The sequence below is a fragment of the Novosphingobium flavum genome (genome assembly GCF_014230315.1).
GTDB classification, from domain to species: Bacteria; Pseudomonadota; Alphaproteobacteria; order Sphingomonadales; family Sphingomonadaceae; genus Novosphingobium; species Novosphingobium flavum.
On record NZ_JACLAW010000001.1, the window covers coordinates 1 to 21,256 of the forward strand.

23 protein-coding genes are annotated in these 21,256 nt (G+C 68.0%); 14 read left to right on the forward strand and 9 right to left on the reverse strand.

Annotation, left to right across the window (positions count from 1 at the left end; all coding sequences use genetic code 11):
• The 4 genes from H7F51_RS00005 to H7F51_RS00020 form a co-directional block, all read left to right on the forward strand.
• The coding region (locus H7F51_RS00005; RefSeq protein ID WP_185662162.1) for a hypothetical protein at positions 1-1,055 on the forward strand (1,055 nt) is incomplete at its 5' end.
• 67 nt (positions 1,056-1,122) lie between these two features.
• Positions 1,123-2,037 carry a sulfite exporter TauE/SafE family protein gene (locus H7F51_RS00010; protein ID WP_185662163.1) on the forward strand — a complete coding sequence of 305 codons (915 nt, stop codon included), beginning with the start codon at positions 1,123-1,125 and terminating at the stop codon, positions 2,035-2,037.
• On the forward strand, positions 2,034-2,786 hold the full coding sequence (locus tag H7F51_RS00015) for a TIGR02186 family protein (protein WP_343061143.1): 753 nt from the start codon (positions 2,034-2,036) through the stop codon (positions 2,784-2,786). The genes H7F51_RS00010 and H7F51_RS00015 overlap by 4 nt, the downstream gene beginning before the upstream one ends.
• 82 nt (positions 2,787-2,868) lie before the next feature.
• Positions 2,869-4,572 (forward strand): ATP-binding protein, encoded by a 1,704-nt coding sequence (locus tag H7F51_RS00020; RefSeq protein ID WP_185662164.1) that lies wholly within the window; start codon positions 2,869-2,871, stop codon positions 4,570-4,572.
• Between the two features lie 21 nt (positions 4,573-4,593).
• On the opposite strand, the gene H7F51_RS00025 is transcribed toward H7F51_RS00020, so the two are convergent.
• The 3 genes from H7F51_RS00025 to H7F51_RS00035 all read right to left on the reverse strand — a co-directional run bounded on the left by H7F51_RS00025 (position 4,594) and on the right by H7F51_RS00035 (position 9,688).
• Entirely contained in the window at positions 4,594-6,015 is a 1,422-nt protein-coding gene (locus H7F51_RS00025; RefSeq protein ID WP_185662165.1) for an MATE family efflux transporter, read from the reverse strand.
• Positions 6,012-6,746, reverse strand: a complete 735-nt coding sequence (locus H7F51_RS00030) for a radical SAM protein (RefSeq protein ID WP_185662166.1) — start codon at positions 6,744-6,746, stop codon at positions 6,012-6,014. The genes H7F51_RS00025 and H7F51_RS00030 overlap by 4 nt, the downstream gene beginning before the upstream one ends.
• A gap of 248 nt (positions 6,747-6,994) precedes the next feature.
• A complete protein-coding gene (locus H7F51_RS00035) occupies positions 6,995-9,688 on the reverse strand; it encodes a valine--tRNA ligase (protein WP_185662167.1) in 2,694 nt (897 codons plus the stop codon).
• 106 nt (positions 9,689-9,794) lie between these two features.
• On the opposite strand from H7F51_RS00035, the gene H7F51_RS00040 reads away from it, so the two are divergent.
• From H7F51_RS00040 to H7F51_RS00065, 6 genes are all read left to right on the forward strand, one after another.
• Positions 9,795-10,907: an MlaE family ABC transporter permease gene (locus H7F51_RS00040; RefSeq protein ID WP_185662168.1), complete on the forward strand. Its 1,113-nt coding sequence runs from the start codon at positions 9,795-9,797 to the stop codon at positions 10,905-10,907.
• Between the two features lie 4 nt (positions 10,908-10,911).
• Positions 10,912-11,739 (forward strand): ABC transporter ATP-binding protein, encoded by an 828-nt coding sequence (locus H7F51_RS00045; RefSeq protein ID WP_185662169.1) that lies wholly within the window; start codon positions 10,912-10,914, stop codon positions 11,737-11,739.
• Positions 11,740-12,678: an MlaD family protein gene (locus H7F51_RS00050; RefSeq protein WP_185662170.1), complete on the forward strand. Its 939-nt coding sequence runs from the start codon at positions 11,740-11,742 to the stop codon at positions 12,676-12,678. It abuts the gene before it with no gap.
• A 38-nt stretch (positions 12,679-12,716) separates the two neighbouring features.
• Positions 12,717-13,322, forward strand: a complete 606-nt coding sequence (locus H7F51_RS00055) for an ABC-type transport auxiliary lipoprotein family protein (RefSeq protein ID WP_246447548.1) — start codon at positions 12,717-12,719, stop codon at positions 13,320-13,322.
• Positions 13,323-13,366: 44 nt separating this feature from the next.
• Positions 13,367-13,960, forward strand: a complete 594-nt coding sequence (locus tag H7F51_RS00060) for an NAD(P)H-dependent oxidoreductase (RefSeq protein WP_185662515.1) — start codon at positions 13,367-13,369, stop codon at positions 13,958-13,960.
• A 121-nt stretch (positions 13,961-14,081) separates the two neighbouring features.
• Positions 14,082-14,426 (forward strand): hypothetical protein, encoded by a 345-nt coding sequence (locus H7F51_RS00065; protein ID WP_185662172.1) that lies wholly within the window; start codon positions 14,082-14,084, stop codon positions 14,424-14,426.
• A 100-nt stretch (positions 14,427-14,526) separates the two neighbouring features.
• Here the strand turns inward: H7F51_RS00065 and H7F51_RS00070 are convergent, their stop codons facing one another.
• The 6 genes from H7F51_RS00070 to H7F51_RS00095 are packed head-to-tail and all read right to left on the reverse strand — an operon-like array spanning position 14,527 to position 18,360.
• Positions 14,527-15,222, reverse strand: a complete 696-nt coding sequence (locus tag H7F51_RS00070; RefSeq protein ID WP_185662516.1) for an ATP12 family protein — start codon at positions 15,220-15,222, stop codon at positions 14,527-14,529.
• Entirely contained in the window at positions 15,222-15,434 is a 213-nt protein-coding gene (locus tag H7F51_RS00075; RefSeq protein WP_185662173.1) for a hypothetical protein, read from the reverse strand. Before H7F51_RS00075 ends, H7F51_RS00070 begins: the two co-directional genes overlap by 1 nt.
• Entirely contained in the window at positions 15,427-16,101 is a 675-nt protein-coding gene (locus H7F51_RS00080; RefSeq protein WP_185662174.1) for an HAD-IA family hydrolase, read from the reverse strand. The genes H7F51_RS00075 and H7F51_RS00080 overlap by 8 nt, the downstream gene beginning before the upstream one ends.
• The gene (locus tag H7F51_RS00085) at positions 16,098-16,700 is read right to left on the reverse strand and encodes an FMN-binding negative transcriptional regulator (RefSeq protein ID WP_185662175.1); all 603 of its coding nucleotides are present in this window, start codon (positions 16,698-16,700) and stop codon (positions 16,098-16,100) included. Before H7F51_RS00085 ends, H7F51_RS00080 begins: the two co-directional genes overlap by 4 nt.
• Positions 16,700-17,947: an RluA family pseudouridine synthase gene (locus tag H7F51_RS00090; protein WP_185662176.1), complete on the reverse strand. Its 1,248-nt coding sequence runs from the start codon at positions 17,945-17,947 to the stop codon at positions 16,700-16,702. The genes H7F51_RS00085 and H7F51_RS00090 overlap by 1 nt, the downstream gene beginning before the upstream one ends.
• On the reverse strand, positions 17,944-18,360 hold the full coding sequence (locus H7F51_RS00095) for a fluoride efflux transporter FluC (RefSeq protein WP_185662177.1): 417 nt from the start codon (positions 18,358-18,360) through the stop codon (positions 17,944-17,946). Before H7F51_RS00095 ends, H7F51_RS00090 begins: the two co-directional genes overlap by 4 nt.
• A 219-nt stretch (positions 18,361-18,579) precedes the next feature.
• On the opposite strand from H7F51_RS00095, the gene rpsU reads away from it, so the two are divergent.
• The 4 genes from rpsU to gatA all read left to right on the forward strand — a co-directional run bounded on the left by rpsU (position 18,580) and on the right by gatA (position 21,250).
• Positions 18,580-18,786, forward strand: a complete 207-nt coding sequence (gene rpsU / locus H7F51_RS00100) for a 30S ribosomal protein S21 (RefSeq protein WP_008070684.1) — start codon at positions 18,580-18,582, stop codon at positions 18,784-18,786.
• 118 nt (positions 18,787-18,904) lie between these two features.
• Positions 18,905-19,444: an FKBP-type peptidyl-prolyl cis-trans isomerase gene (locus H7F51_RS00105; RefSeq protein ID WP_185662178.1), complete on the forward strand. Its 540-nt coding sequence runs from the start codon at positions 18,905-18,907 to the stop codon at positions 19,442-19,444.
• A gap of 33 nt (positions 19,445-19,477) precedes the next feature.
• Positions 19,478-19,765, forward strand: a complete 288-nt coding sequence (gene gatC / locus H7F51_RS00110; protein WP_185662179.1) for an Asp-tRNA(Asn)/Glu-tRNA(Gln) amidotransferase subunit GatC — start codon at positions 19,478-19,480, stop codon at positions 19,763-19,765.
• Positions 19,766-21,250 carry an Asp-tRNA(Asn)/Glu-tRNA(Gln) amidotransferase subunit GatA gene (gatA, locus tag H7F51_RS00115; RefSeq protein ID WP_185662180.1) on the forward strand — a complete coding sequence of 495 codons (1,485 nt, stop codon included), beginning with the start codon at positions 19,766-19,768 and terminating at the stop codon, positions 21,248-21,250.
• Positions 21,251-21,256: the final 6 nt, after the last annotated feature.

The window sequence follows — 21,256 nt, forward strand, 5'->3', positions numbered from 1 at the left end:
AGGCCGGCGCCGCGCGCCCGGCCTTGATGCGCGCGGCCCGCGCCCTGATCGGCGGGCATGGCCGCGCCGCCGGCCATGCCCGCGCCGCCGCGCCGGACTGGGGCCTGCCTGCGGGCCATGCCCTGCCGCCGCGTCCGCTGGCTCCGCAGGTCGAGGTTGCGCCCGAACCGCTGCTGCAGGCCCCGCTCGCGCCGCCCCAGGCTCTGGCCCCGGCCGCCGCCCCATCGCCCTCGCCGGAAATGCAGGCGAAGCTTGCCGCCGCCGGGGGCCACGCGGCGCTGTGGATGGCGGCAACCGCGCTGATCCCGCTGCCGCCCTTCGCCCTCTCCGATCCGGCGCCCGGCCGGGCCAAGGGGCCAGCCTTCGTCCCTCCGCCCGTGGCTCCGGCGCGGCGCTGGTCGGCCGATGGCTGGCTGCTGCTGCGCCCCGATCCGCAAGGGCCGATCGCGCCCGGCCCGCTGCCGGGCACCTATGGCGCCAGCCAGGCCGGGGCGGTGATCCGCTACCGCCTCGCCCCTTCAAGCCCGAACAAGCCGTCGGTCTATGCCCGCGCCGCGCTGGCCATCGGCCAGACGCGCCAGCACGAGGCGGCACTGGGCCTCTCGCTGCGTCCGGTTTCCGCCCTGCCGCTGGTGGTGATGGCCGAAGGCCGCGTGACCGAGGGCAAGGGCAGCACGGCGCGCCTGCGCCCGGCGCTGACCGTGGTGACCGAACTGCCGCCGCAGAAACTGGGGGCCGGCTTCGTCGGCGAGGCCTATGTCCAGGGCGGCTGGGTCGGCGGGCCGAAGCCCACCGGGTTCATCGATGGGCTGGCCCGGGCGGAGCGCCCAGTGGCCGACCTTGGGGAAGACCTCACGCTCAAGGCCGGGGCGGGGATCTGGGGCGCCAAGCAGCGCGGCGCCTCGCGCCTCGATCTCGGCCCGGTCGCCAGCCTGACCGTGCGGCTCGGCAATGCCGGCCCCACCGCCCGGATCGAGGCCGACTATCGGCTGCGGGTCGCGGGCCGTTCGCGCCCTGAATCCGGCCCCGTCCTGACCCTTTCGACCGGCTTCTGAAAATCCCCCGCTTTCAGGGGAAAGCCGCTTCTATTGGAGGTCCGGCCCGGTTAGGTTGGCGCCAACGATGGACGTATACCTTCCTATCGCCAACCTCGCGGTCAACGGCCTTGTCATCATCGCGCTTGGTGGACTGACCGGGCTGCTTTCGGGCATGTTCGGGGTCGGCGGCGGGTTCCTGACCACGCCGCTGCTGATTTTCTACGGCATTCCCCCCACGGTCGCCGCCGCATCGGCCGCCAGCCAGGTGACCGGGGCCAGCGTCTCGGGCGTTTTCGCCCATTCCCGGCGCGGCGGGGTCGATTACCAGATGGGCGGCATGCTGGTGCTCGGCGGGATCATCGGCACCGGGTTCGGCGCGCTCCTGTTCCGCCTGCTCACCGCGCTCGGCCAGATCGATACGGTGATCAACGTGCTCTACGTGCTGCTGCTCGGCGGGATCGGCAGCTTCATGGCGCGCGATTCGGTGCGCGAGATCCGGGCCCAGCGCACCGGCATCCCACTGCCGGCGCGCAAGCGGCGCCATCACCCGCTCGTCGCCAACCTGCCGTGGCGCTGGCGCTTTTACCGTTCGGGGCTCTACATTTCCCCGCTCGCCCCGCTGCTGCTCGGCATGGCGACCGGCATTCTCACCATGCTGATGGGGATCGGCGGCGGCTTCATGCTGGTTCCGGCCATGCTCTACATTCTCGGCATGAGCGCGAGCGTGGTGGTTGGCACCTCGCTGTTCCAGATCATGTTCGTGACGATGGCCACGACCATGACGCACGCCCTGACCACGCGGGCGGTCGACCTTGTCCTCGCCGTGCTGCTGCTGCTCGGTTCGGTCACCGGGGCGCAGGTCGGCGCGAACGTCGCGCTGCAGGTGCGGCCCGAGCGGCTGCGGCTGGTTCTTGCCGCGATCGTCCTGATCGTTGCCTTCCGCATGGCGCTGGGCCTGACCTACCGGCCCGATGCGATCTACACGGTCAGTCCGCTGTGAGGCGGCTGTTCGCCCTGCTGTGCCTCATCATGTTGGGCGCGGCGCGCGATCCGATCCTCGTCCCCGAGATCTCGCAGCACGAGGTCGAGGTGCGGCAGGGCTTCACCGGAACCGAACTGCTGCTGTTCGGCGCGATCCTCGATCCGGCCGGCACGCGGGCCGGGCGGGACTATGACATCGTCGTCGTGCTCAAGGGGCCGACCCGCTCGATCACCGTGCGCGAGAAGCAGAAGCATCTCGGCATCTGGGTCAATGCCGAGAGCGCCGAGTTCCGCTCCGCCCCGACCTTCTACGCGGTCGCCTCCTCGCGCCCGATCGACCGGATCGTCGATACCCGCACGGCGGCGATCTACGAACTGGGCCTGCCCTTCCTCCAGCTTTCGCCGATCGGCACGATCGATCCTGGGATACAGGCGCGTTTTTCCGCCGGGCTGGTGGCGCTGATGGCGGGCGATACGCTCTACCAGCAGAATGCCGATGCGGTGCAGGTCAAGGAACAGGTGCTCTACCAGGCCCGGATCAAGCTGCCCTCCAATGTCCAGACCGGCACCTATACGGCCGAGACCTTCGCCATCGCGCGCGGCCGGGTGGTGGCCTCAGCGATCTCGCGGGTCGAGGTGAGCAAGCAGGGGTTCGAGAAGGGGATCGCCGATTTCGCCCGCAACGACGGGCTGGTCTACGGCCTCCTCGTCGTGGCAATCTCGGTCGGCATGGGCTGGCTCGCGGGCCGGCTGTTCGCCCTGCGCTGATCCGGGCGGGGCGGGGCGACTTATCCCAATATTAACTCCCGGTGCCTAGTCTGGCCCCCTTGCATAACCGGGTTGGTGGATAATGTCCGACATGAGCATGAGGGGTTTCGACAGGGCAAACCCCGCAAGTCTGCAGGATCTTTCGCCCGATCTCGTCGGCGATCGTCAGTATATCGCCTCCGGCAATGCCGGCGAGCCGATCGGCATGATCCTCGACATTTCCGGTTCGTCCTCGGCCGTCGCGCTCGACCTGAAGCGCCTGCAGGAGTGCACCGAGGATGCCGACCCCTCGGTCGCGCTGGCCGGGCAGGTTGGCAGCCAGATCAAGATCAGGGTCGGGCGCGGCTGGTTGCTCGCCTCGGTCCGCGCCCAGCGGCAGGACAGCAAGGTCGACGGCGGAATTCTAGCCTCGATCGACTTCCTCGGCGAAGGCGACGAGGAAAAGCTCACCGGCAAGATCCACGGCTTCCGCCGCGGCGTCACCCGCTATCCGATCCCGGGCGCCATGGTCTATCCGGCCACCAGCAACGACCTGCGCCAGATCTACGCCAGCGACGGGCGTTCCTCGATCCAGGTCGGCACTGTATTTCCCACGCGCGACATTCGCGCCGGGCTTTATATCGATGCCCTGCTCGGCAAGCACTTCGCCCTGCTCGGTTCGACCGGTACCGGCAAGTCGACCAGCGCCGCGCTGATCCTGCACAAGATCTGCGAGAGCGCGCCGCAGGGCCATATCGTGATGATCGACCCCCACGGCGAATATGCCGCGGCCTTCCGCAACACCGGGCTGATCTTCGACACCACGAACCTGCAACTGCCCTACTGGCTGATGAACTTCGAGGAGCACTGCGAGGTCCTGCTCACCGCGCGCGGCGAGGCGCGGCAGGTCGATGCCGACATTCTGGCCAAGTGCCTGCTTCAGGCGCGGATGAAGAACCGGCTGGCCGAAGGCATGGGCAAGATCACGGTCGACAGTCCGATCCCCTATCTGCTGTCCGACCTGTCCAACATCCTCCAGAACGAGATGGGCAAGCTCGACAAGGGCACCAATTCGATCCCCTACATGCGGATCAAGACCAAGCTCGACGAGCTCAAGGGCGATCCGCGCTACCAGTTCATGTTCTCGGGCGTGCTGGTTGGCGATACGATGGCCGAATTCATCGCCAAGGTGTTCCGCCTGCCCGCCGTGGGCAAGCCGATCTCGATCATCGACGTCTCGGGCGTCCCGTCCGAAGTGACCTCGACCGTGGTGGCCGTGCTCGGCCGGATGATCTTCGACTTCGCGATCTGGGCGCGTGACGAGGAAACCCGCCCCGTGCTGCTGGTCTGCGAGGAAGCACACCGCTACGTGCCCAACGAGCGCAATGCCGATGGTTCCTCGGTGGGGCGCATCCTCAGCCGCATCGCCAAGGAAGGCCGTAAGTACGGCGTTTCGCTGGGCCTCATCACGCAGCGCCCGTCGGATCTTGCCGAAGGCGTGCTGTCGCAGTGCGGCACGATCATCTCGATGCGTCTCAACAACGACCGTGACCAGGCCTTCGTGAAGGCGGCCATGCCCGAAGGCGCGCGGGGGTTCCTCGATTCGATCCCGGCGCTGCGCAACCGGGAATGCATCATCTGCGGCGAGGGTGTCTCGATCCCGATCCGCGTGGCCTTCGACGACCTCGACGAGATCAAGCGCCCGGCTTCGGCCGACCCCTCGATCAGCGAGCTGTGGCGACAGTCCGGCGGCGAAGAGGAAATGGTCCAGCGCACCGTCATGCGCTGGCGCGCCCAGGGCCGCTAGCAAGCGCGACCCTGAGCCGGTTCAGGCGCCGAGCGCTTTCCTTCGCCAGCTTCCGCGCGCGTAGGCCAGCCAGGTCAGCCCAACGGCCGCGGCCGAACTGACCGGGTAGGACCACCACAGCGCTTCGGCCCCCATCAGCGGGTGAAAGGCGTAGTAGAAGCCGAGCCGGGCGGGGTAGAAGGCGATCGCCATCACCACCAGCGGCAGGATCACCTCGCCATAGGCACGCATGGTGCCGGTGAGGATCATCATGATGCCCGAGATGGCGAAGGACCAGGTGCAGATCAGCTGCATGTGCGCCGCGATCGGCAGGGCGCGGCTCTCACCCCCGAGGAACAGGGCGAGCAGCGGGCGGTCTGCCACGATGATCAGTCCGGCCATGGTCAGGGTAAAGGCCAGGGTGGTGAGGATGCCGGTGCGGGTCACCTGCCGCACCCGTCCATGCTTGCCCGCGCCGACCGACTGGGCAACCATCGCGCTGACCGCCGAGGCGATCGCCATGGCTGGCATCTGCAGGTAGTTCCAGAGCTGGACCGAGGCCCCGTAGGCGGCCGTCGTGTCCAGCCCCTCGCGGTTGACGAGGCCGACGACGACGATCTGGGCCGAGGAGATCAGCAGCATCTGCGCCCCCATCGGCAGGCCCTTCTTCACCACGTAAGCGGTCTCGGCCCGGCCCGGAAACAGCCAGCGCAGCTCCGCCCCGCGCAGGCGCAGCGGCAGGTCGCGCCAGTAGAGCGAGGCGACCATCAGGCAAACCCCGGCAAGGTTAGCCAGCGCGGTCGAGAGGGCAGAGCCGGCGATGCCGAGCTGCGGGAAGGGGCCGATGCCGCGGATCAGCAGCGGATTGAAGATCACGTCCAGCACGACGGTCAGGATCATCGCGTAAAGCGGCGTGCGCGAATCCCCGGCGCCGCGCAGGCCCATCGACAGCATCATCGAGGCGGAGACCAGCGGTGTGGTGACGAAGATCACGCGCAGGTAGGCATCGGCCTCGGCAAGGCTCGCGGCGGGCGTCGCCATCGCGTGGAGCAGGGCGGGAGACCAGATCGCGCCGGCCAGCCCGACACCGACCGCGATCAGGACGCAGAAGCCGAGGCCCGCGCCGAAGGTGCGGCGGGCGGCGGCGATGTCCCGCGCGCCGAAATGCTGGCCGACGCGCACCGTGGTGGCCATGCCGAAGCCGAAGACGGCGGCGAAGAGCAGGAACATGATGACGTTGGCGTTGGCCGTGGCCGCCAGCGCGCTCTCGCCGAGCAGGCGGCCGACCCAGACCGCGTTGATCGAGCCGTTCAGCGTTTGCAGCACGTTGGCGATCAGGGTGGGGATCGAGAAGGCGAGCAGGGTGCGCAGGATCGGACCCTCGGTGAGGTCGCCCTTGAGCCGCGCGGGCTGGCCATCGCCCTGTCCGGCCGGTTCGACTTCGATGAGGACGGTCTCGCTCATGTGCCCCTCGTATCGCCGTAGAGGTGGATGTGCATCCGGTCGGTCAGGCGCAGGCCGTGTTCGAGCGCGAGCGGGGCCAGCCACCTGAGCCGTTCGTTGATCACCGTGCTGCTGGTGCCCTCGGGCATCAGGAAGATGCGCAGGCCGGGAATGGCATGGGCCTGCTGCAGCGCGAGTACTTCGGTCACGTCTTCCGGCCTTGCGATCACGAACTTGAACCAGGCGCGCGGATCGGCCGCGAAGGCCGCCAGCCGTTCGGGAACGAGCGCCAGTTCGGCCGGGTTCCCGCTGTGCGCCAGCTTGGGACTGACGTTGTACTGGGCGACCTGGCTGTCGAGCGCCGGGTGGGGGGCGACCGTGCCGTTGGTCTCGATCTCGACCGTCATGCCTTCGGGCAGCAGGGCCAACATTTTTGCCAGCGCGGCGCCTTGCAGCAGCGGTTCGCCGCCGGTGATGACGAGGCGGTCCTGCCCCAGCGCGGCGATCCGGGCGGCGACTTCGGCTTCCTCGAGCGTCAGCTGGTTGGCGGTGCGCTCGAAGGCGAGATCGTCGCGGTGGGGGCGATTATCGCCGGTGAAGCGCCAGGTGTAGGCCGTGTCGCACCATTGGCAGGCGAGGTTGCAGCGCGAGAGGCGCACGAAGGCGACCGGGCGGCCGAGGGAGGCGCCTTCGCCTTGGAGGGAGGCGAAGATTTCCGGTTCGCCGGGGGTGGTGGTGGCGAGGGTCAGCACGGCGCGCGCGTCCCGTTTCGGGGCGAAGTTGACGAAGTTGACAGGGTTCTGGCGGAAATGTTCCGGCCCGCTCGGCAGGCCGCGTTCGGCCCGGAAATCGGGCGCGCGGCGCGGTGGGGGGACGGGGCGGGGCTCATGGCTTTGTCCTGTCAGACTGTGAGCCGGTAGGAAACGGTTTTTCGGTCTTGTGTCGCGCCTCGTCCGGCCCACCCCGCCCCCTCCCGCTTGCGGGAGGGGAGGACGATGGTTCAGCCCAGCCTTGCCAGCGCGGCCTTGAGGCGTTCGGCTTCGGCGGCGTGGAGGGCGTGGTCGGCGCGGGCTTTTTCGACGGCCTCGGGCTTGGCCTTCTCGACGAAAGAGGGGTTGCCGAGGCGCCCGGCGAGCGACTTGGCTTCCTTTTCCGAGGTCGCGAGGGCCTTTTCGAGGCGGGCCTTTTCGGCGGCGATGTCGATCACCCCTTCGAGCGGGATCACGATATTGGCATCGCCGGCGCCGACCTGCATCGCCGCGCCGGCCGGAGCGGCTTCGAAGCGGATGCCGTTCAGGCGGGCGAGGCGGTCGATCGCCGCCGGGTTGCGCTCGATGATCCCGCGCGTCGCTTCGCTCGGGTCGGGCAGGTAAGCGTCGAGCTTGGCGCCGGGCGCGATGCCGAGTTCGTTCTTGGCCGTGCGCAAAGAGCCGACGAGGCCGATCAGGAATTCGACCTCGGCCTTGGCGGCGGCATCGACCTCGGCGGCCGGGGCGGGCCAGGCGGCCACGATCAGCTCATTCGGCCGGTCGCCCAGTGCGTTCCACAGCTCTTCTGTGACGAAGGGCATGAAGGGGTGGAGCATGACGAGGATCTGGTCGAGCACCCAGCCGGCGACGGCCTTGGTCTCTTCATCGAAGCTGCCCTTGATCAGCTCGATGTACCAGTCGCAGAAGGTGTCCCAGACGAAGTGGTAGATCACGTTGGCGGCGGCATCGAAGCGCAGGTCGGCCATGGCCTGATCCAGCGCCGCGACGGTCTCGACCACTTCGCCGACGATCCAGCGGTTGACCGCGGAGGTGGCGGACGGCGCCGCGACCGAAGTGCTTCCGGTGATGCCGTTGGACTGGCAGAAGCGCGCCGCGTTCCACAGCTTGGTCGCGAAGTTGCGGTAACCCTCGACCCGCTTCTCATCCATCTTCACGTCGCGGCCCTGGCTTTCCATGGCGGCCATGAAGAAGCGCAGCGCGTCGGCGCCGTAACGGTCGATCAGGCCCAATGGGTCGACCACGTTGCCCTTGGACTTGGACATCTTCTGGCCATCGGCCGCGCGCACCAGCCCGTGGAGGTAGAGCCGCTTCCACGGGACTTCCTTCATCAGGTGCAGGCCCTGCATGGCCATGCGCGCATCCCAGAAGAACAGGATGTCGAAGCCGGAAACGAGCAGGTCGTTGGGGTAATGGCGCTTGAGCAGTTCGGTCTCGTCCGGCCAGCCGAGCGTGGCGAAAGGCCAGAGGGCCGAGGAGAACCACGTGTCGAGAACGTCATTGTCGCGCGTCAGCACCTTGTTGCCGGCGAGCGCCTGTGCTTCTTCCTCGGTCTCTGCCACGAAGACTTCGCCGTCCTCGGCATACCACGCCGGAATCCGGTGGCCCCACCACAGCTGGCGCGAGACGCACCACGGCTGGATGTTTTCCATCCAGTTGAAGAAGGTCTTTTCCCACGACTTGGGGACGATCTCGATCGCGCCGGAGCGCACGGCCTCGAGCGGGGCGACGGCGAGCTTCTCGGCATCGACGTACCACTGGTCGGTCAGCCACGGTTCGATCACCACGCCGCCGCGGTCGCCGAACGGCGTCTGGATCGTGCGCGGCTCTGCGTCGTGCTCGGTCTCGTTCCCTTCCTTGTCCTTGGTGACATGGGGGATGAGCATTCCGGCGGCCTTCATGTCGGCCACGATCAGGTCCCGTACCACGAAGCGGTCGAGTCCGAGGTATTGCTCGGGGATCAGGCCGTCGGCGGTCTGCACCACCTTCGCCTCGGCATCGAACATGTTGAGCATGTCCCCAGCCCGAATCCCGGCGCGCTTGCCGACTTCAAAGTCGTTGAAGTCATGCCCCGGGGTGATCTTTACCGCGCCCGAGCCCAGTTCCGGATCGGCGTGTTCGTCGGCAACGACCTTGAACCGGCGCCCGGTCAGCGGCTGGACGATGTCCTTGCCGATCACCGCCTTGTAGCGCGCGTCCTCGGGGTGCACGGCCACGCACATGTCGGCCAGCATGGTTTCGGGCCGGGTGGTGGCGACTTCGATGTAAGCCAGCCCGTCCGCGCGCTTCACCCCGTCTGCCAGCGGGTACTTGAAGTGCCAGAAGCCGCCCTTGACCTCGCGGGTCTCGACCTCAAGGTCGGAGATCGCGGTCTTGAGCTTGGGGTCCCAGTTCACCAGCCGCTTGTCGCGGTAGATCAGGCCCTGATTGTAGAGGTCGACGAAGACCTTGAGCACCGCCTTGGTGAAATGCGGGTCCATGGTGAACTGTTCGCGCGACCAGTCCATCGAGCAGCCGAGGCGGCGCAGTTGGCGGGTGATGGTGCCGCCGCTCTCGGCCTTCCATTCCCAGACCTTGGCGATGAAATCCTCGCGGCTGTAGTTGGTGCGCTTGTCCTGCCGCGCTTCCATCTGCCGCTCGACCACCATCTGGGTGGCGATCCCGGCATGGTCGGTGCCGACCACCCACAGGGCATCCTTGCCGCGCAGACGCTCATACCGGATCACAATGTCCTGCAGGGTGTTATCCAGCGCATGGCCGATATGCAGCGAGCCGGTCACGTTGGGCGGGGGATTGACGATGGTATAGGGCTGGGCCTCGGGCCGGGCCGGGCGGAACAGGCCGCTGCCTTCCCAATGGGCATACCACTTCGTCTCGATCGCGGCGGGATCGAAGGTCTTGTCGAGGGTCTTTTCGCTGGCGCTCATGGCACGGCGCTTTGCCAGCGGGCATGCGCATGCGCAACCCACCGGCTTCACCGCAGCGGCCGGGCCCCTTGTCGCATGGCACAATTTCGCCCATGAACCCAATCCGATGAGGCAATTGGCAGGCTATACCCTGGCGGACGGGGAAGGGGGCGCGCAGATCGTGACCCTGACGGGCCCGCTTACCGTGGCCGGAGTCGGCGGGCTCGATACGGATCTGCGCGCGATTTCCGGGCCGCTGGCCAAGGTCGACCTCACCCCGGCCACCGCGATCGACACGGTGGGCGCCTGGGTCGCCTGGCGGCTGGCGCGCGATACCGGGGCCGAGATCGTCTGCGAGAACGAGGAAACCCGCCGCCTGATCGACGCGGTCAGCCGCTCGCACGGCGACCGTTCGATCGCTGCGCCCCGCCCCGAGCTGGTCGAACGCGTGCCCGAGGCGGTGGGCGACCTCGTGGTCGAGGTGGGCGAGGGCTCGGTCGGCGTGATCGGCTTTTTCGGGGCGATCCTCGTCTCCTGCTGGCACCTGGTTTCCGCGCCGAGCCGGTTTCGCGGCAAGGCGCTGATCCGCCAGCTCGAGCTGGTCGGCGTTTCGGCGCTCGCCATCATCGGGCTGATGAGCTTCCTCGTCGGCATCGTGATCGCCCAGCAGGGCGCGGTGCAGCTCCAGCAGTTCGGGGCCGAGGTCTATACGGTCAACCTCACCGGCCGCCTCGCCATGCGCGAACTGGGCGTGCTGATGACCGCGATCATGGTTGCCGGGCGTTCCGGCTCGGCCTTCGCCGCCCAGATCGGCACGATGAAGCTGACCGAGGAGGTCGATGCCATGCGCACCATCGGCGTCTCCCCGATCGAGGCGCTGATCATTCCGCGGGTGCTGGCCTCGGTGATCATGATGCCGCTGCTTGGCTTCTATGCCGCCGTGCTGGCGATCATCGGCGGGGCCTTCATCTCGCAGCTGGTGCTCGACATTCCCTTCGTCACCTTCCTCCTGCGCATCCAGGAGGTCGTGCCGGTGCGCGACCTGTGGGTGGGGCTGATCAAGGCGCCGTTCTTCGGCTTCATCATCGCCATGTCGGGCTGTTATCAAGGCATGATGGTCAAGGCTAATGCCGAGGAAGTGGGCCTGCGCACGACCAAGGCCGTGGTCCAGGCGATCTTCATGGTGATCGTGCTCGATGCCTTCTTCGCCGTGTTCTTCACCAAGGTCGGGTGGGGCTGAGGGGATGAGCGAAACCTTCCTGCCCGACGATCCGCAGCATCCGATCGTGGTCGAGAACCTGCGCAACTCGTTCGGTGACCATGTGATTCACGAGGGGCTCTCGCTCACGGTCAACCGGGGCGAGATCCTCGGCGTGGTCGGCGGTTCGGGCACGGGCAAGTCGGTGCTGATGCGCTCGATCATCGGGCTGCAGGTGCCGGATGACGGATCGATCACCGTGCTGGGGCGTTCGATCACGGACGCCGAGGGCGACGAGGATATCGACATCCGCGCGCGCTGGGGCGTGCTGTTCCAGGGCGGGGCGCTGTTCTCCACGCTCACCGTGGGGGAAAACGTCGAGGTCCCGCTGAAGGAGTTCTATCCCGAGATCGCCGAGCAGCTGCGCCACGAGATCGCGCAGTTCAAGGTCATGCTCTCGGGCCTGCCGCGGGACGCGGTGAACAAGTATCCGGCCGAGCTTTCGGGCGGGATGAAGAAGCGCGCCGGCCTCGCCCGCGCCCTCGCGCTCGATCCGGAGCTGTTGTTCCTCGACGAGCCGACGGCCGGGCTCGACCCGATCGGCGCCGCCGCCTTTGACAAGCTGACCCGCGCGCTGCAGGAAACGCTCGGTCTCACCGTATTCCTGATCACGCATGATCTCGATACGCTTTACGAGATCTGCGACAGGGTTGCGGTCCTTGCGGACAAGAAGGTAATCGCGGTCGGGACAATTCCGGAACTGCTTGCCCTCGACCATCCGTGGATCCAGGAATATTTCAACGGCCCGCGAGGGCGAGCTGCCCGCGATGCGCAACATGGTGCCAGGCATGGCGCCAACCAGAAGGTGCTTTGAATGGAAACCCGCGCAAACCACGTCTGGGTCGGTGCGGTCACGCTCGCTCTCGTGGCGGCGATCGCGGCCTTCTTCATCTGGATCGTCCGGCTGAACGAGGGTGCGCAGAACGAATATGACATCTTCTTCAAGCAGTCGGTCGACGGGCTGGCCAAGGGCTCGCAGGTGACTTTCTCGGGCGTTCCGGCCGGGCAGATCGCCAAGATCGAGCTGTGGCCGCGCGATCCCAGCTTCGTGCGGGTGCGGATCAAGGTCGATCGCAAGGTGCCGATCCTGCAGGGCACGACGGCGACGATCCAGGGCAGCTTCACCGGCGTGTCCAACATCCAGCTCGAAGGCGCGGTGAAGGGTGCCCCGCCGATCGTGGAACCCGGGCCCGAAGGCGCGCCGGTGATCCCGACCCGGCGCGGCGGGCTGGGCGCGCTGCTCTCCAACGCGCCGCTGCTGCTCGAACGGCTGGCGACGCTGACCGAGCGGCTGACCGTGCTGCTCTCGGACAAGAACCAGAAGGCGATCGAGGGCATCCTTGCGAACACCGACCGGATGACCGCGAACCTTGCCGATGCCTCGCCGCAGTTCGAGCGGACCATGGCCGAGCTGCAGGTGACCCTGCGCCAGGCCTCGGAAACGCTCGCCGCTTTCGAGACCACGGCGAGCAAGGCCAACGACCTGCTCGACAACCAGGGGCAGCCGCTGGCGAAGCAATTGCGCGAAACGCTGGTTTCCGCGCAGAGCGCCGCCGACGCGCTCAAGGCGACCCTGGCCGACACCCGCCCGGCCGCGCGCCAGCTCTCGGAGACCACGCTGCCGGCCGCCGAGGCCGCGATCCGCGACCTGCGCGCCACGACCCGGGCCCTGCGCAACGTGACCGAGAAGATCGACGACCAGGGCGCCGCCGCCGTGATCAACGGCCCCAAGCTGCCGGATTACAAGCCATGACGCCCCACGGATCATTCCCGGCCACAAGGACCGCCAAGATGCACTCCCGCTCGCTGTTCCGCTCCGGCCTGATGGCCCTTTCGGCCGGGCTCGCCCTGGCGCTGTCGGGCTGCATCAGCTTCGGCGGGGGCAAGGGGCCGGATTCGCTGTTCACCCTGACCGCCGAGACCAGCGTACCCGCCGGCAGCACGGCCAGCGGCACGGCGGCCGAGGCGCTCGTGGTGCTCGATCCGGAGACCGATCGCCGTCTTGCTGTCCAGCGCGTGGCCGTGGCGGTCGATCCCTCCAACGTGGCCTATCTCAAGAAGGCGATGTGGGTCGAACGGCCCACGCGGCTGTTCCGCTCGCTGCTCGCCGAAACGATCCGCGCCAAGGGCGGCCGCCTCGTCTTCGAGGACAACGAAGGCACGGCCAGCGGCCGCCTGCGCCTTGCCGGGCGGCTGCTCGACCTTGGCTACGACGGACCCACGCGCACCGTGGTGGTGCGCTATGACGCCGTGCTGGAAAAGCCGGGCGGGGAAGTGTCGACCAAGCGGTTCGAGGCGCGTATAAACGGGGTCGATCCCGAAAGCCGGGAGGCCGCCCCGGCCCTGAACCGCGCGGCCAACGACGTGGCGAGGCAAGTGGCCGACTGGATCGGTTGATCCCGCTCAAGGCGCGGGCCTCGCCGGAAGGCTAGGTGAGCGCCATGAACGACACGGTCGATACGCGCCGCATCCTCGTGATCGACGGCCATCCCGATCCCGCGCGGGATCACTATGTCCACGCGCTCGCCGAAGCCTATGCCGAGGGCGCGCTGAGCGCCGGCCACACGGTCGAGCGGCTGCGCGTTGGAGAGCTGGACTTTCCGCTGCTGCGCTCGCCCGCCGACTGGATGGAGGGCACGGCGCCGCCGGCGATCGTGAGAGCGCAGGAGCAGATCCGCGCGGCCGAGCATATCGTGATGATCTATCCGCTGTGGCTGGGCGACGTGCCGGCCCTGTTCAAGGCCTTCCTCGAACAGGCCCTGCGCCCCGGCTTCGCGTTGGCCTATGCCGAGCATGGCTTTCCGAAGAAGCTTCTGCGCGGCCGCTCGGCGCGGGTGGTCGTGACGATGGGGATGCCGGGCATCGCCTACCGCGTGTTCTACCGCGCCCACAGCCTCAAGAGCCTGGAGCGCAACGTGCTGCGCTTTGTCGGGATCGATCCGGTCGAGACCACGGTGATCGGCGGGATCGATGATGCCGGTACGCGCGAGGAGTGGCTGGGGAAGATGCGGCATTTTGGGGAGAATGGGGCTTGAGATTGGGTGGGGGTGTCGGTGCGGGCTTCGGGCGGCTGGTTTCCGAAAATTTGCATTGAAAGCTGCCTGACCGGATGCGACCCATTGCGGACATTAGGTCCGCTGGGGCATCCTCGGGCCCATGAGCGTCCAGACCGACCGGATACCCAGACGTTTCCGCATTGCGCGGACTTGGCAATGGTTCGCAGCAGCCGTGAGCGCCGCATTTGTTCTGACCTGCTTCGTCGGATGGCCGCTCGGCTTTTTTTGGCCCTCACTTGTAGCTTTCGTCGGCTTCATTCCAAGTGTCTGGCTGTTCAATATCCGATGCTACAAATGCGGCTATCCTGCCTTCGCCGATTTCCAAGCGGACGAAAGGCTTAAGCGAGATGAGCGGTTCTCGACGCGCTTCTGGGGACAGGAATATGGCGGCGTGCATTTACCGCTGCGACACAGATGCACGAAATGCGGGGCGAACTTCATCTGAGTGCGAAAATGTCCGCTTTCCCGACAATCCTGCCGTCCGACACTCCGCAAGGAGATCCCAATAACGGACAGTCGTTCAGCCTCAAGGCTCTCCCGGCCGCCTAGCCCCGCGCCAGCGCGGCGAACCTTGCCGCTGCCAGAAAGGCCTCGCGGCGGCGCTGGCTGCGTAGTTCGGCTTCCTCGTCGCGGCCCCAGCGTTCGGCTTGCCACTCTTCCTCGAGGTGCGCTGCGTGCCACAGGGCCGGGGTGTCGGCATCAGGTTCCAGCGCAGCGAGGCCGGTGATCAGCGAGGCGGCGAGGCCGGCGAGGTTCCTGAGGGCGGCGAGGGCGAAATCGTCCTGCCCGCCCAGCAGGGTTTCGAGGCGCAGCATGGTCTCTGGCGGCTGGGGGCGGTGGATCACCCCGCCGATCCGCTCGAAGTGCACGCCTAGCCGCGCCTCGGCCGCCGTGACCAGCGGCTCCCACAGGAGGTCCTGCTTGCGCCGCAGGGCATCGCCTGCTTCCGCGCGGTAGCACAGGGTGTCAGTCTCGGCGTAGGGCAGCAGTTCGCGGATCGCCATTTCGCGGTCATTGCCGATCACGTCGATCGCATAGTCGGCCATGTCGCGCAGGACGAAGGCGGCGGGGTCGATGTCGGGCCCTTGCGCGGCCCATTCGGCGGCGAGCTCCGCGGCCAGGGCCGCGCTCGGCACCAGTTGGGCCCGGCCGCCCTGCGATTTCACCGTCCGGCCATCGAGCAGCACCTGCCAGCCGCCTTCCTGCTCGGCCGCCGTAACATCCTTGTAGAACCGCTTCATCAGTCTTTCGATTTCCACTTGCGCGCCAGGATTACCGGCATGACGAAGGCGTCGAACAGGCCGACCACGACCAGTACCACGCCAACGATGCCCGGAAGGGCGATCTTGCCGGCATTGATCAGCAGGCCCAGCAGGACGAGGCCCACCCCGGTCCAGCGGATCAGGGTGAGGGCGATGAAGCGCTTCTTCGCGGGATCGGGCGCGTCAGCCATCGATCAAGTACTCCAGCAGGTCTTGCGGGGTTTCGGCGACATAGGCCGCGCCCGCGCCGATCAGTTCGGCCGCGCCGTGATAGCCCCAGGCCACGCCGACGGCCCGCACCCCGGCGGAAACGGCCATAGCCATGTCGAAGGCGGTATCGCCGATCATCACCGCCTGCTCCGGCTCGGCGAAAGCCTCGGCCAGCGCGGCCTCGAGCATGGCGGGGTGCGGCTTGGAGGGGTGGTGGTCGGCGGTCTGCAGCGTCACGAAATGGCCGGACAGCCCGTGCCCGGCGAGGCAGTGGGTGAGCCCGCGCAGCGACTTGCCGGTGGCGACGCCCATGGTCCAGCCCGCGGCGGCGAGGGCATCGAGCACCTCCGGTATGCCGTCGAACAGCGGCTCGGACAATTCGCCCGACGCCCGCGCCGCGCGGTAGGCGGCCTTGTACTCGGCCACGGTCAGCCGCACCTGCTCGGCATCGGCCATGGGCGCCAGCCGCATCACCGCCTGCGGCAACGAGAGGCCGACGATCCGCCGCACCTGCCCGGCATCGGGCGCGGAAAGGCCGGAAGCCGCGAAGGCCTCGTGCATCGCCTTGACCACGGCGCCCTGGCCATCGACCAGCGTACCGTCGCAATCGAACACGGCGAGCTTGAGCGGGACGGTTGCCAGGGTCATGGCACCAGCCTGCGCATCAGTTCGGCAATGCCGACCGCGCCTTCCGCTGCCAGCCCGTCGGCCACCCGGGCGCGCTCGTCCGCCGGCTTGTTCTGGGAGAGCTTGAAGGTCGGCCGCCAGGCGAGGACTTCCATTTCGAAGCCGACGATCCCGGCCAGCATGGCGCGCAGCTTTTCGGGGGGCATCTTGTCCATCGTCCACGGCTCGCCCGCCGCGATCCGCGCCTCGTGCCGGGCCGAGAGCGCGCCAAGCAGGCCCACGAGGCCGTCACTGTCCATCCGCCGCACCCGGCCTTCGAGCTCGAGCGCGACATAGTTCCAGGTCGGCACCTGCTCGGTATCGGCATACCAGCGCGGCGAGACATAGCCGTCCGCCCCGTTGACCACGATCAGCGCGGTTTCGCCATTCAGCCACTTGGACATGGCATTGCCGCGCGACAGGTGGAAGCGCACCGAACCGTCACCGGCCGGGAGCAGCGGGGTATGGGCGACGCGCGGCCCGTCCGGCGTGGTCAAAAAGACCATGCCGAAGCCGACCTGATCGACCAGCGCCTCGAGCAGGCCCCGGTCCTCGTGGCGGAAGCGCGGGTCGGGATGCATCAGCTCTTGCCGCGCGGAGGCCCCTTGCGCGGGGCGGCAGGCTTGGCGGTGGGCCGCGCGCCAGCCTTGGCGGCGGGCTTTGCGGAAGGCTTTCCGGAAGGCTTGGCACCCGCTTTCGCACCCGGCTTGCCCGCGCGCTGACCGGTGGGCTTGCGGGCGCCGCCGGGGGTTTCGCTGCGCTTGCGCCGTTCGCCGCGCCGCTCCTTGCGGTATTGCTTGGCGTGGGCCTTGGCCGCGACCTTCTTGGCTTCCTTTTCCGGCAGCCGGGGGGCTTCGGGCAGGTCGGCGCCGTCAGCCTCGTTGAAGCCGAGCTGTTCCATCGAATTGGCGAAATGCTCGGGCAGCTCGGCGGTCACGTCGAGCGGGGCGCCGTCGGGATGCTCGATGATCAGGCGGCGTGCGTGGAGGTGCATCTTGCGGCTGATCGAGCCGGAGAGGAAGGCTTCCTGCCCGCCATACTTGCCATCGCCCACGATCGGGTGGCCGATCGCGGCCATGTGGACGCGCAGCTGGTGCGTGCGTCCGGTCATCGGCTGAAGCTCGACCCAGCAGGCGCGGTTGCCGGCCCGGTCCAGCACCCGGTAGCGGGTGCGGGCGGGCTGGCCTTCGCCGGACTCGTCGACCATCATCTTTTCGCCGCCGGTGCCCGGCTGCTTGGCCAGCGGCAGTTCGATCAGGCCATCGTCGATCGAGGGAACGCCGGTGACCAGCGCCCAGTAGATCTTGCGGGCGGAGCGACCGGAAAAGCGCTTGGAGAAGAAGGCCGCGCTGCCTGGCGTGGCCGCGATCAGAAGGACGCCCGAGGTGTCCTTGTCGAGCCGGTGGACGAGGCGGGGGCGGGGGCCTTCCTGGGCATAGGCATCGAGCAGGCCGTCGACATGCTCGAAGGTGCCGCTGCCGCCTTGCGTGGCGAGGCCCGGCGGCTTGTTGAGCACGATCGCCGCGCGGTCGCGATGAATCACGATCGAATCGGCCAGCTCGATCTGGGCCTCGGTCAGCGGCTTGCGGGCGCGCGCGCCCTTTTCGGGGGTGGCGCCGCCGGGGGGGACGCGCAGGACCTGCCCGGCGGTCAGCCGGTCGGCCGGATCGGCGCGCTTGCCGTCCACCCGGATCTGGCCGGTGCGCGCCCAGCGCGAGACCGTGGCGAAGCCGACCTGCGGCAAGTGACGCTTGAACCAGCGGTCGAGCCGCACGCCGTCGTCATCGGCGCCCACGGTGAACTGGCGGACCTGATCGGAGATGCTCATGCGTGTGCTCCCCGCATCAGCCAGAGCCCGGCGAAGAGGGCGGTGAAGCCCGCCGCCAGCGAAACGCCGACATAAAGCGCCGCCATGCCGAGCGTTCCGCGCTCGACGAAGAGGGCGAACTCCATCGCGAAGGAGGAGAAGGTGGTGTAGCCGCCGAGCACGCCGACCGCGAGGAGCAGGCGTAGCTGCTCCCCGCCGTGGTGGCCGTAGCGGGCCATGGCGCCGATCAGCACGCCCATGGCGAGGCTGCCCAGCACGTTGCAAGTGAGGGTGGACCAGGGAAAGGCGCTGGCCTTGATCGGGCCGACCGCGGCGAGCCAGGCGCGGCTGGTCAGGTAACGCAGCCAGGCGCCGAAGCCGCCGCCGACGGCGACCAGCAGCGAGGACTGGGCGAATGGGGGAGAGGATGTCATCGCCAGTGCCTTAGCCGTGGTTTGGCGGGAAAGCCACACCGGCCGCAGCGGCGGCGCGATTGATTGCCCGAATCCCTTGCGTGGAGGGCCTTTCCCTGCTAGCGGCGCCCATCTTCGAGCCGATCCCGTGGATTCGGCGTCGGTTCGTATTCGTATTCAAGGTGCTCCCCGCCAGCATGTAGCGGGTTCTCGCCTTCGATCTGTGAGGTGTGTCGGTTTATGCAAATTCTCGTCCGCGACAACAACGTCGACCAGGCCCTGCGCGCGCTCAAGAAGAAGCTGCAGCGTGAAGGCGTGTACCGCGAGATGAAGCTGCGCCGTCACTACGAAAAGCCCTCGGAAAAGCGCGCCCGCGAAAAGGCTGCCGCTGTCCGCCGCGCCCGCAAGCTGGAGCGCAAGCGGGCCGAGCGCGACGGCGCGAAGTAAGCAGGATTAAGCCGCAGGCCGGGCTTGCTCCGGCCGCAGCTTTCCGCCAAGAGGGCGCGGATTTTTCCGCGCCCTTTTTGCTGTGCGCGGCCCAAAACAGCGCCATGAGGACGAATCGATGACCGAGATCACCCGCGTTCCGCTCCAGCCCATTGCCAAGGGCTCGCTGACGAAACTGTGGCTGGGCGTGGCGGCGGCCGTGGCCGTGGCCGGCGGCGTTGCCTGGGCGGCGATGCCCGCGCTGGTCGCGGTCAAGACGATCAAGGCCGGTGAAGGCCCGTCGCCCACCGCGGCCGACGTCGTCCTGATCAACTATGTCGGCCATCTTCCGGACGGCAAGGAGTTCGACAAGGGCAACAATGCCGTGCTGCCGCTTGACGGCGTGGTGCCCGGTTTCACCCAGGCCCTGGCCCAGATGCAGAAGGGCGGCTCCTACAAGGTCAAGATCCCCTCGGGCCTCGCTTACGGCGAAGCCGGAAACGGCGCGATCCCGCCCAACACCGATATCACCTTCGATGTCGACCTGATCGACTTCAAGAGCAAGGCCGAGATCGAGCAGCAGCAGCGCATGATGCAGCAGCTCCAGCAGATGCAGCAGATGCAGGGCGCCCCTCATGGCGAGGGTGCTCCGGCTCCCGAAGCCGCTCCGCAGCCGTAAGTCCCACTCTCTCCGTAAAAGGTCTGGCCCGTCATGTCGGTCGATACCGCCACTGTCGCCAAGATCGCCTCGCTCGCCCGGATCAAGGTGTCCGACGGTGAGCTCGAGGCGATGGTCCCCGAACTTAACGGCATCCTCGCCTGGGTCGAGCAACTCGGCGAAGTCGATGTCACCGGCGTCGAGCCGATGACCGCCGTGATCCCCAACACCCTGCGCCTGCGCGACGACGCGGTGACCGACGGCGGCATCCGCGACGCGGTGCTCGCCAATGCGCCCGCGCCCGAGCATGGCTTCTTCGGCGTGCCCAAGGTGATCGAATAAATGACTGACCTGACCGATCTCACCGTCGCCGACATCCGCGAGGGCGTCGCGGGCGGCAGCTTCACCGCCGTCGAGGTGGCCGAGGCCTTCAACACCGCCGTTGCCGAGGCGCAGGCGGCGCTCAACGCCTTCATTGTCACCACGCCGGACGCGGCGCTTGAAGCCGCGCGCAAGGTCGATGCCGACCGCGCGGCGGGCAAGGCGCTTGGGCCCATGGCGGGCGTGCCGATCGGGATGAAGGACCTGTTCGCCACCAAGGGCGTGCAGACCACGGCGGCGAGCCACATCCTCGAGGGCTTCACCCCGGAATACGAAAGCACCGTTTCCCAGAAGCTGTGGGACGCGGGCGCGGGCATGCTCGGCAAGCTCAACCTCGACCAGTTCGCCATGGGCTCGTCGAACGAGACCAGCGCCTATGGCAAGGTGATCTCGCCTTGGCGCAAGTCAGGCGACGAGGCCGCGCTGGCCCCGGGCGGCTCGTCGGGCGGCTCTTCCGCCGCGATCGCTGCGCGCCTCTGCCCGGCCGCGACCGGCACCGACACCGGCGGTTCGATCCGCCAGCCGGCCGCCTTCACCGGCATTTCGGGCATCAAGCCGACCTATGGGCGGTGCTCGCGCTGGGGCATCGTCGCTTTCGCCTCGTCGCTCGACCAGGCGGGGCCGATGGCCCGCACGGTGCGCGACTGCGCGATCATGCTTGAGGCGATGGCCGGGTTCGATCCCAAGGATTCGACCAGTCTCGACCTGCCGGTGCCGCAGTGGGAAGCCGGGCTCGACGCCAGCCTTGCGGGCAAGAAGGTGGGCATTCCGCGCGAATACCGCATGGACGGGATGGACGCCGAAGTCGCCAAGTCCTGGGACGAAGGAATCGCCTGGCTCAAGGACGCCGGGGCCGAGGTGGTCGACATCTCGCTGCCGCACACCAAGTACGCCTTGCCGACCTACTACATCATCGCCCCGGCTGAAGCCTCGTCGAACCTCGCGCGCTATGACGGCGTGCGCTACGGCCTGCGCGACCTGCCGGACGGCGCGAACCTGCAAGACATGTATGCCGCGACCCGCGCCGCCGGCTTCGGGCCCGAGGTGAAGCGCCGCATCCTGATCGGCACCTACGTGCTCTCGGCAGGGTTCTACGACGCCTATTATACCCAGGCCCAGAAGGTTCGCGCCCTGATCAGCCGCGATTTCGCCGCAGCCTTCAACCACTGCGACGTGATCCTCGCGCCGACCACGCCGACCGCGGCCTTTGCGCTGGGCGAGAACTCGGACGATCCGCTGGCGATGTACCTCAACGACGTGTTCTCGGTTCCCGCGAGCCTTGCCGGGCTGCCGGCCATGTCGGTCCCGGCCGGGATCAATTCGCAGGGCCTGCCGCTGGGGCTGCAGATCATCGGCCGTCCGTTCGACGAGCAGGGCGTGCTGAACGCCGGCCTCGCGATCGAGCAGCGCGCGGGCTTCGCGGCCAAGCCGGCCCGCTGGTGGTGACAGGGG

What these genes read in the sequence shown, in the direction of transcription:
- H7F51_RS00075 (WP_185662173.1), bottom strand. Translation starts at nt 15,434, where the DNA reads ATGGCTGACGCGCCCGATCCCGCGAAGAAGCGCTTCATCGCCCTCACC.
- H7F51_RS00095 (WP_185662177.1), bottom strand. Translation starts at nt 18,360, where the DNA reads ATGACATCCTCTCCCCCATTCGCCCAGTCCTCGCTGCTGGTCGCCGTC.
- H7F51_RS00025 (WP_185662165.1), bottom strand. Translation starts at nt 6,015, where the DNA reads ATGAGCGAGACCGTCCTCATCGAAGTCGAACCGGCCGGACAGGGCGAT.
- H7F51_RS00035 (WP_185662167.1), bottom strand. Translation starts at nt 9,688, where the DNA reads ATGAGCGCCAGCGAAAAGACCCTCGACAAGACCTTCGATCCCGCCGCG.
- H7F51_RS00090 (WP_185662176.1), bottom strand. Translation starts at nt 17,947, where the DNA reads ATGAGCATCTCCGATCAGGTCCGCCAGTTCACCGTGGGCGCCGATGAC.
- gatA (WP_185662180.1), top strand. Translation starts at nt 19,766, where the DNA reads ATGACTGACCTGACCGATCTCACCGTCGCCGACATCCGCGAGGGCGTC.
- H7F51_RS00060 (WP_185662515.1), top strand. Translation starts at nt 13,367, where the DNA reads ATGAACGACACGGTCGATACGCGCCGCATCCTCGTGATCGACGGCCAT.
- H7F51_RS00020 (WP_185662164.1), top strand. Translation starts at nt 2,869, where the DNA reads ATGTCCGACATGAGCATGAGGGGTTTCGACAGGGCAAACCCCGCAAGT.
- H7F51_RS00055 (WP_246447548.1), top strand. Translation starts at nt 12,717, where the DNA reads ATGCACTCCCGCTCGCTGTTCCGCTCCGGCCTGATGGCCCTTTCGGCC.
- H7F51_RS00050 (WP_185662170.1), top strand. Translation starts at nt 11,740, where the DNA reads ATGGAAACCCGCGCAAACCACGTCTGGGTCGGTGCGGTCACGCTCGCT.
- H7F51_RS00040 (WP_185662168.1), top strand. Translation starts at nt 9,795, where the DNA reads ATGAGGCAATTGGCAGGCTATACCCTGGCGGACGGGGAAGGGGGCGCG.
- H7F51_RS00105 (WP_185662178.1), top strand. Translation starts at nt 18,905, where the DNA reads ATGACCGAGATCACCCGCGTTCCGCTCCAGCCCATTGCCAAGGGCTCG.
- H7F51_RS00045 (WP_185662169.1), top strand. Translation starts at nt 10,912, where the DNA reads ATGAGCGAAACCTTCCTGCCCGACGATCCGCAGCATCCGATCGTGGTC.
- rpsU (WP_008070684.1), top strand. Translation starts at nt 18,580, where the DNA reads ATGCAAATTCTCGTCCGCGACAACAACGTCGACCAGGCCCTGCGCGCG.
- gatC (WP_185662179.1), top strand. Translation starts at nt 19,478, where the DNA reads ATGTCGGTCGATACCGCCACTGTCGCCAAGATCGCCTCGCTCGCCCGG.
- H7F51_RS00080 (WP_185662174.1), bottom strand. Translation starts at nt 16,101, where the DNA reads ATGACCCTGGCAACCGTCCCGCTCAAGCTCGCCGTGTTCGATTGCGAC.
- H7F51_RS00085 (WP_185662175.1), bottom strand. Translation starts at nt 16,700, where the DNA reads ATGCATCCCGACCCGCGCTTCCGCCACGAGGACCGGGGCCTGCTCGAG.
- H7F51_RS00070 (WP_185662516.1), bottom strand. Translation starts at nt 15,222, where the DNA reads ATGAAGCGGTTCTACAAGGATGTTACGGCGGCCGAGCAGGAAGGCGGC.
- H7F51_RS00065 (WP_185662172.1), top strand. Translation starts at nt 14,082, where the DNA reads ATGAGCGTCCAGACCGACCGGATACCCAGACGTTTCCGCATTGCGCGG.
- H7F51_RS00010 (WP_185662163.1), top strand. Translation starts at nt 1,123, where the DNA reads ATGGACGTATACCTTCCTATCGCCAACCTCGCGGTCAACGGCCTTGTC.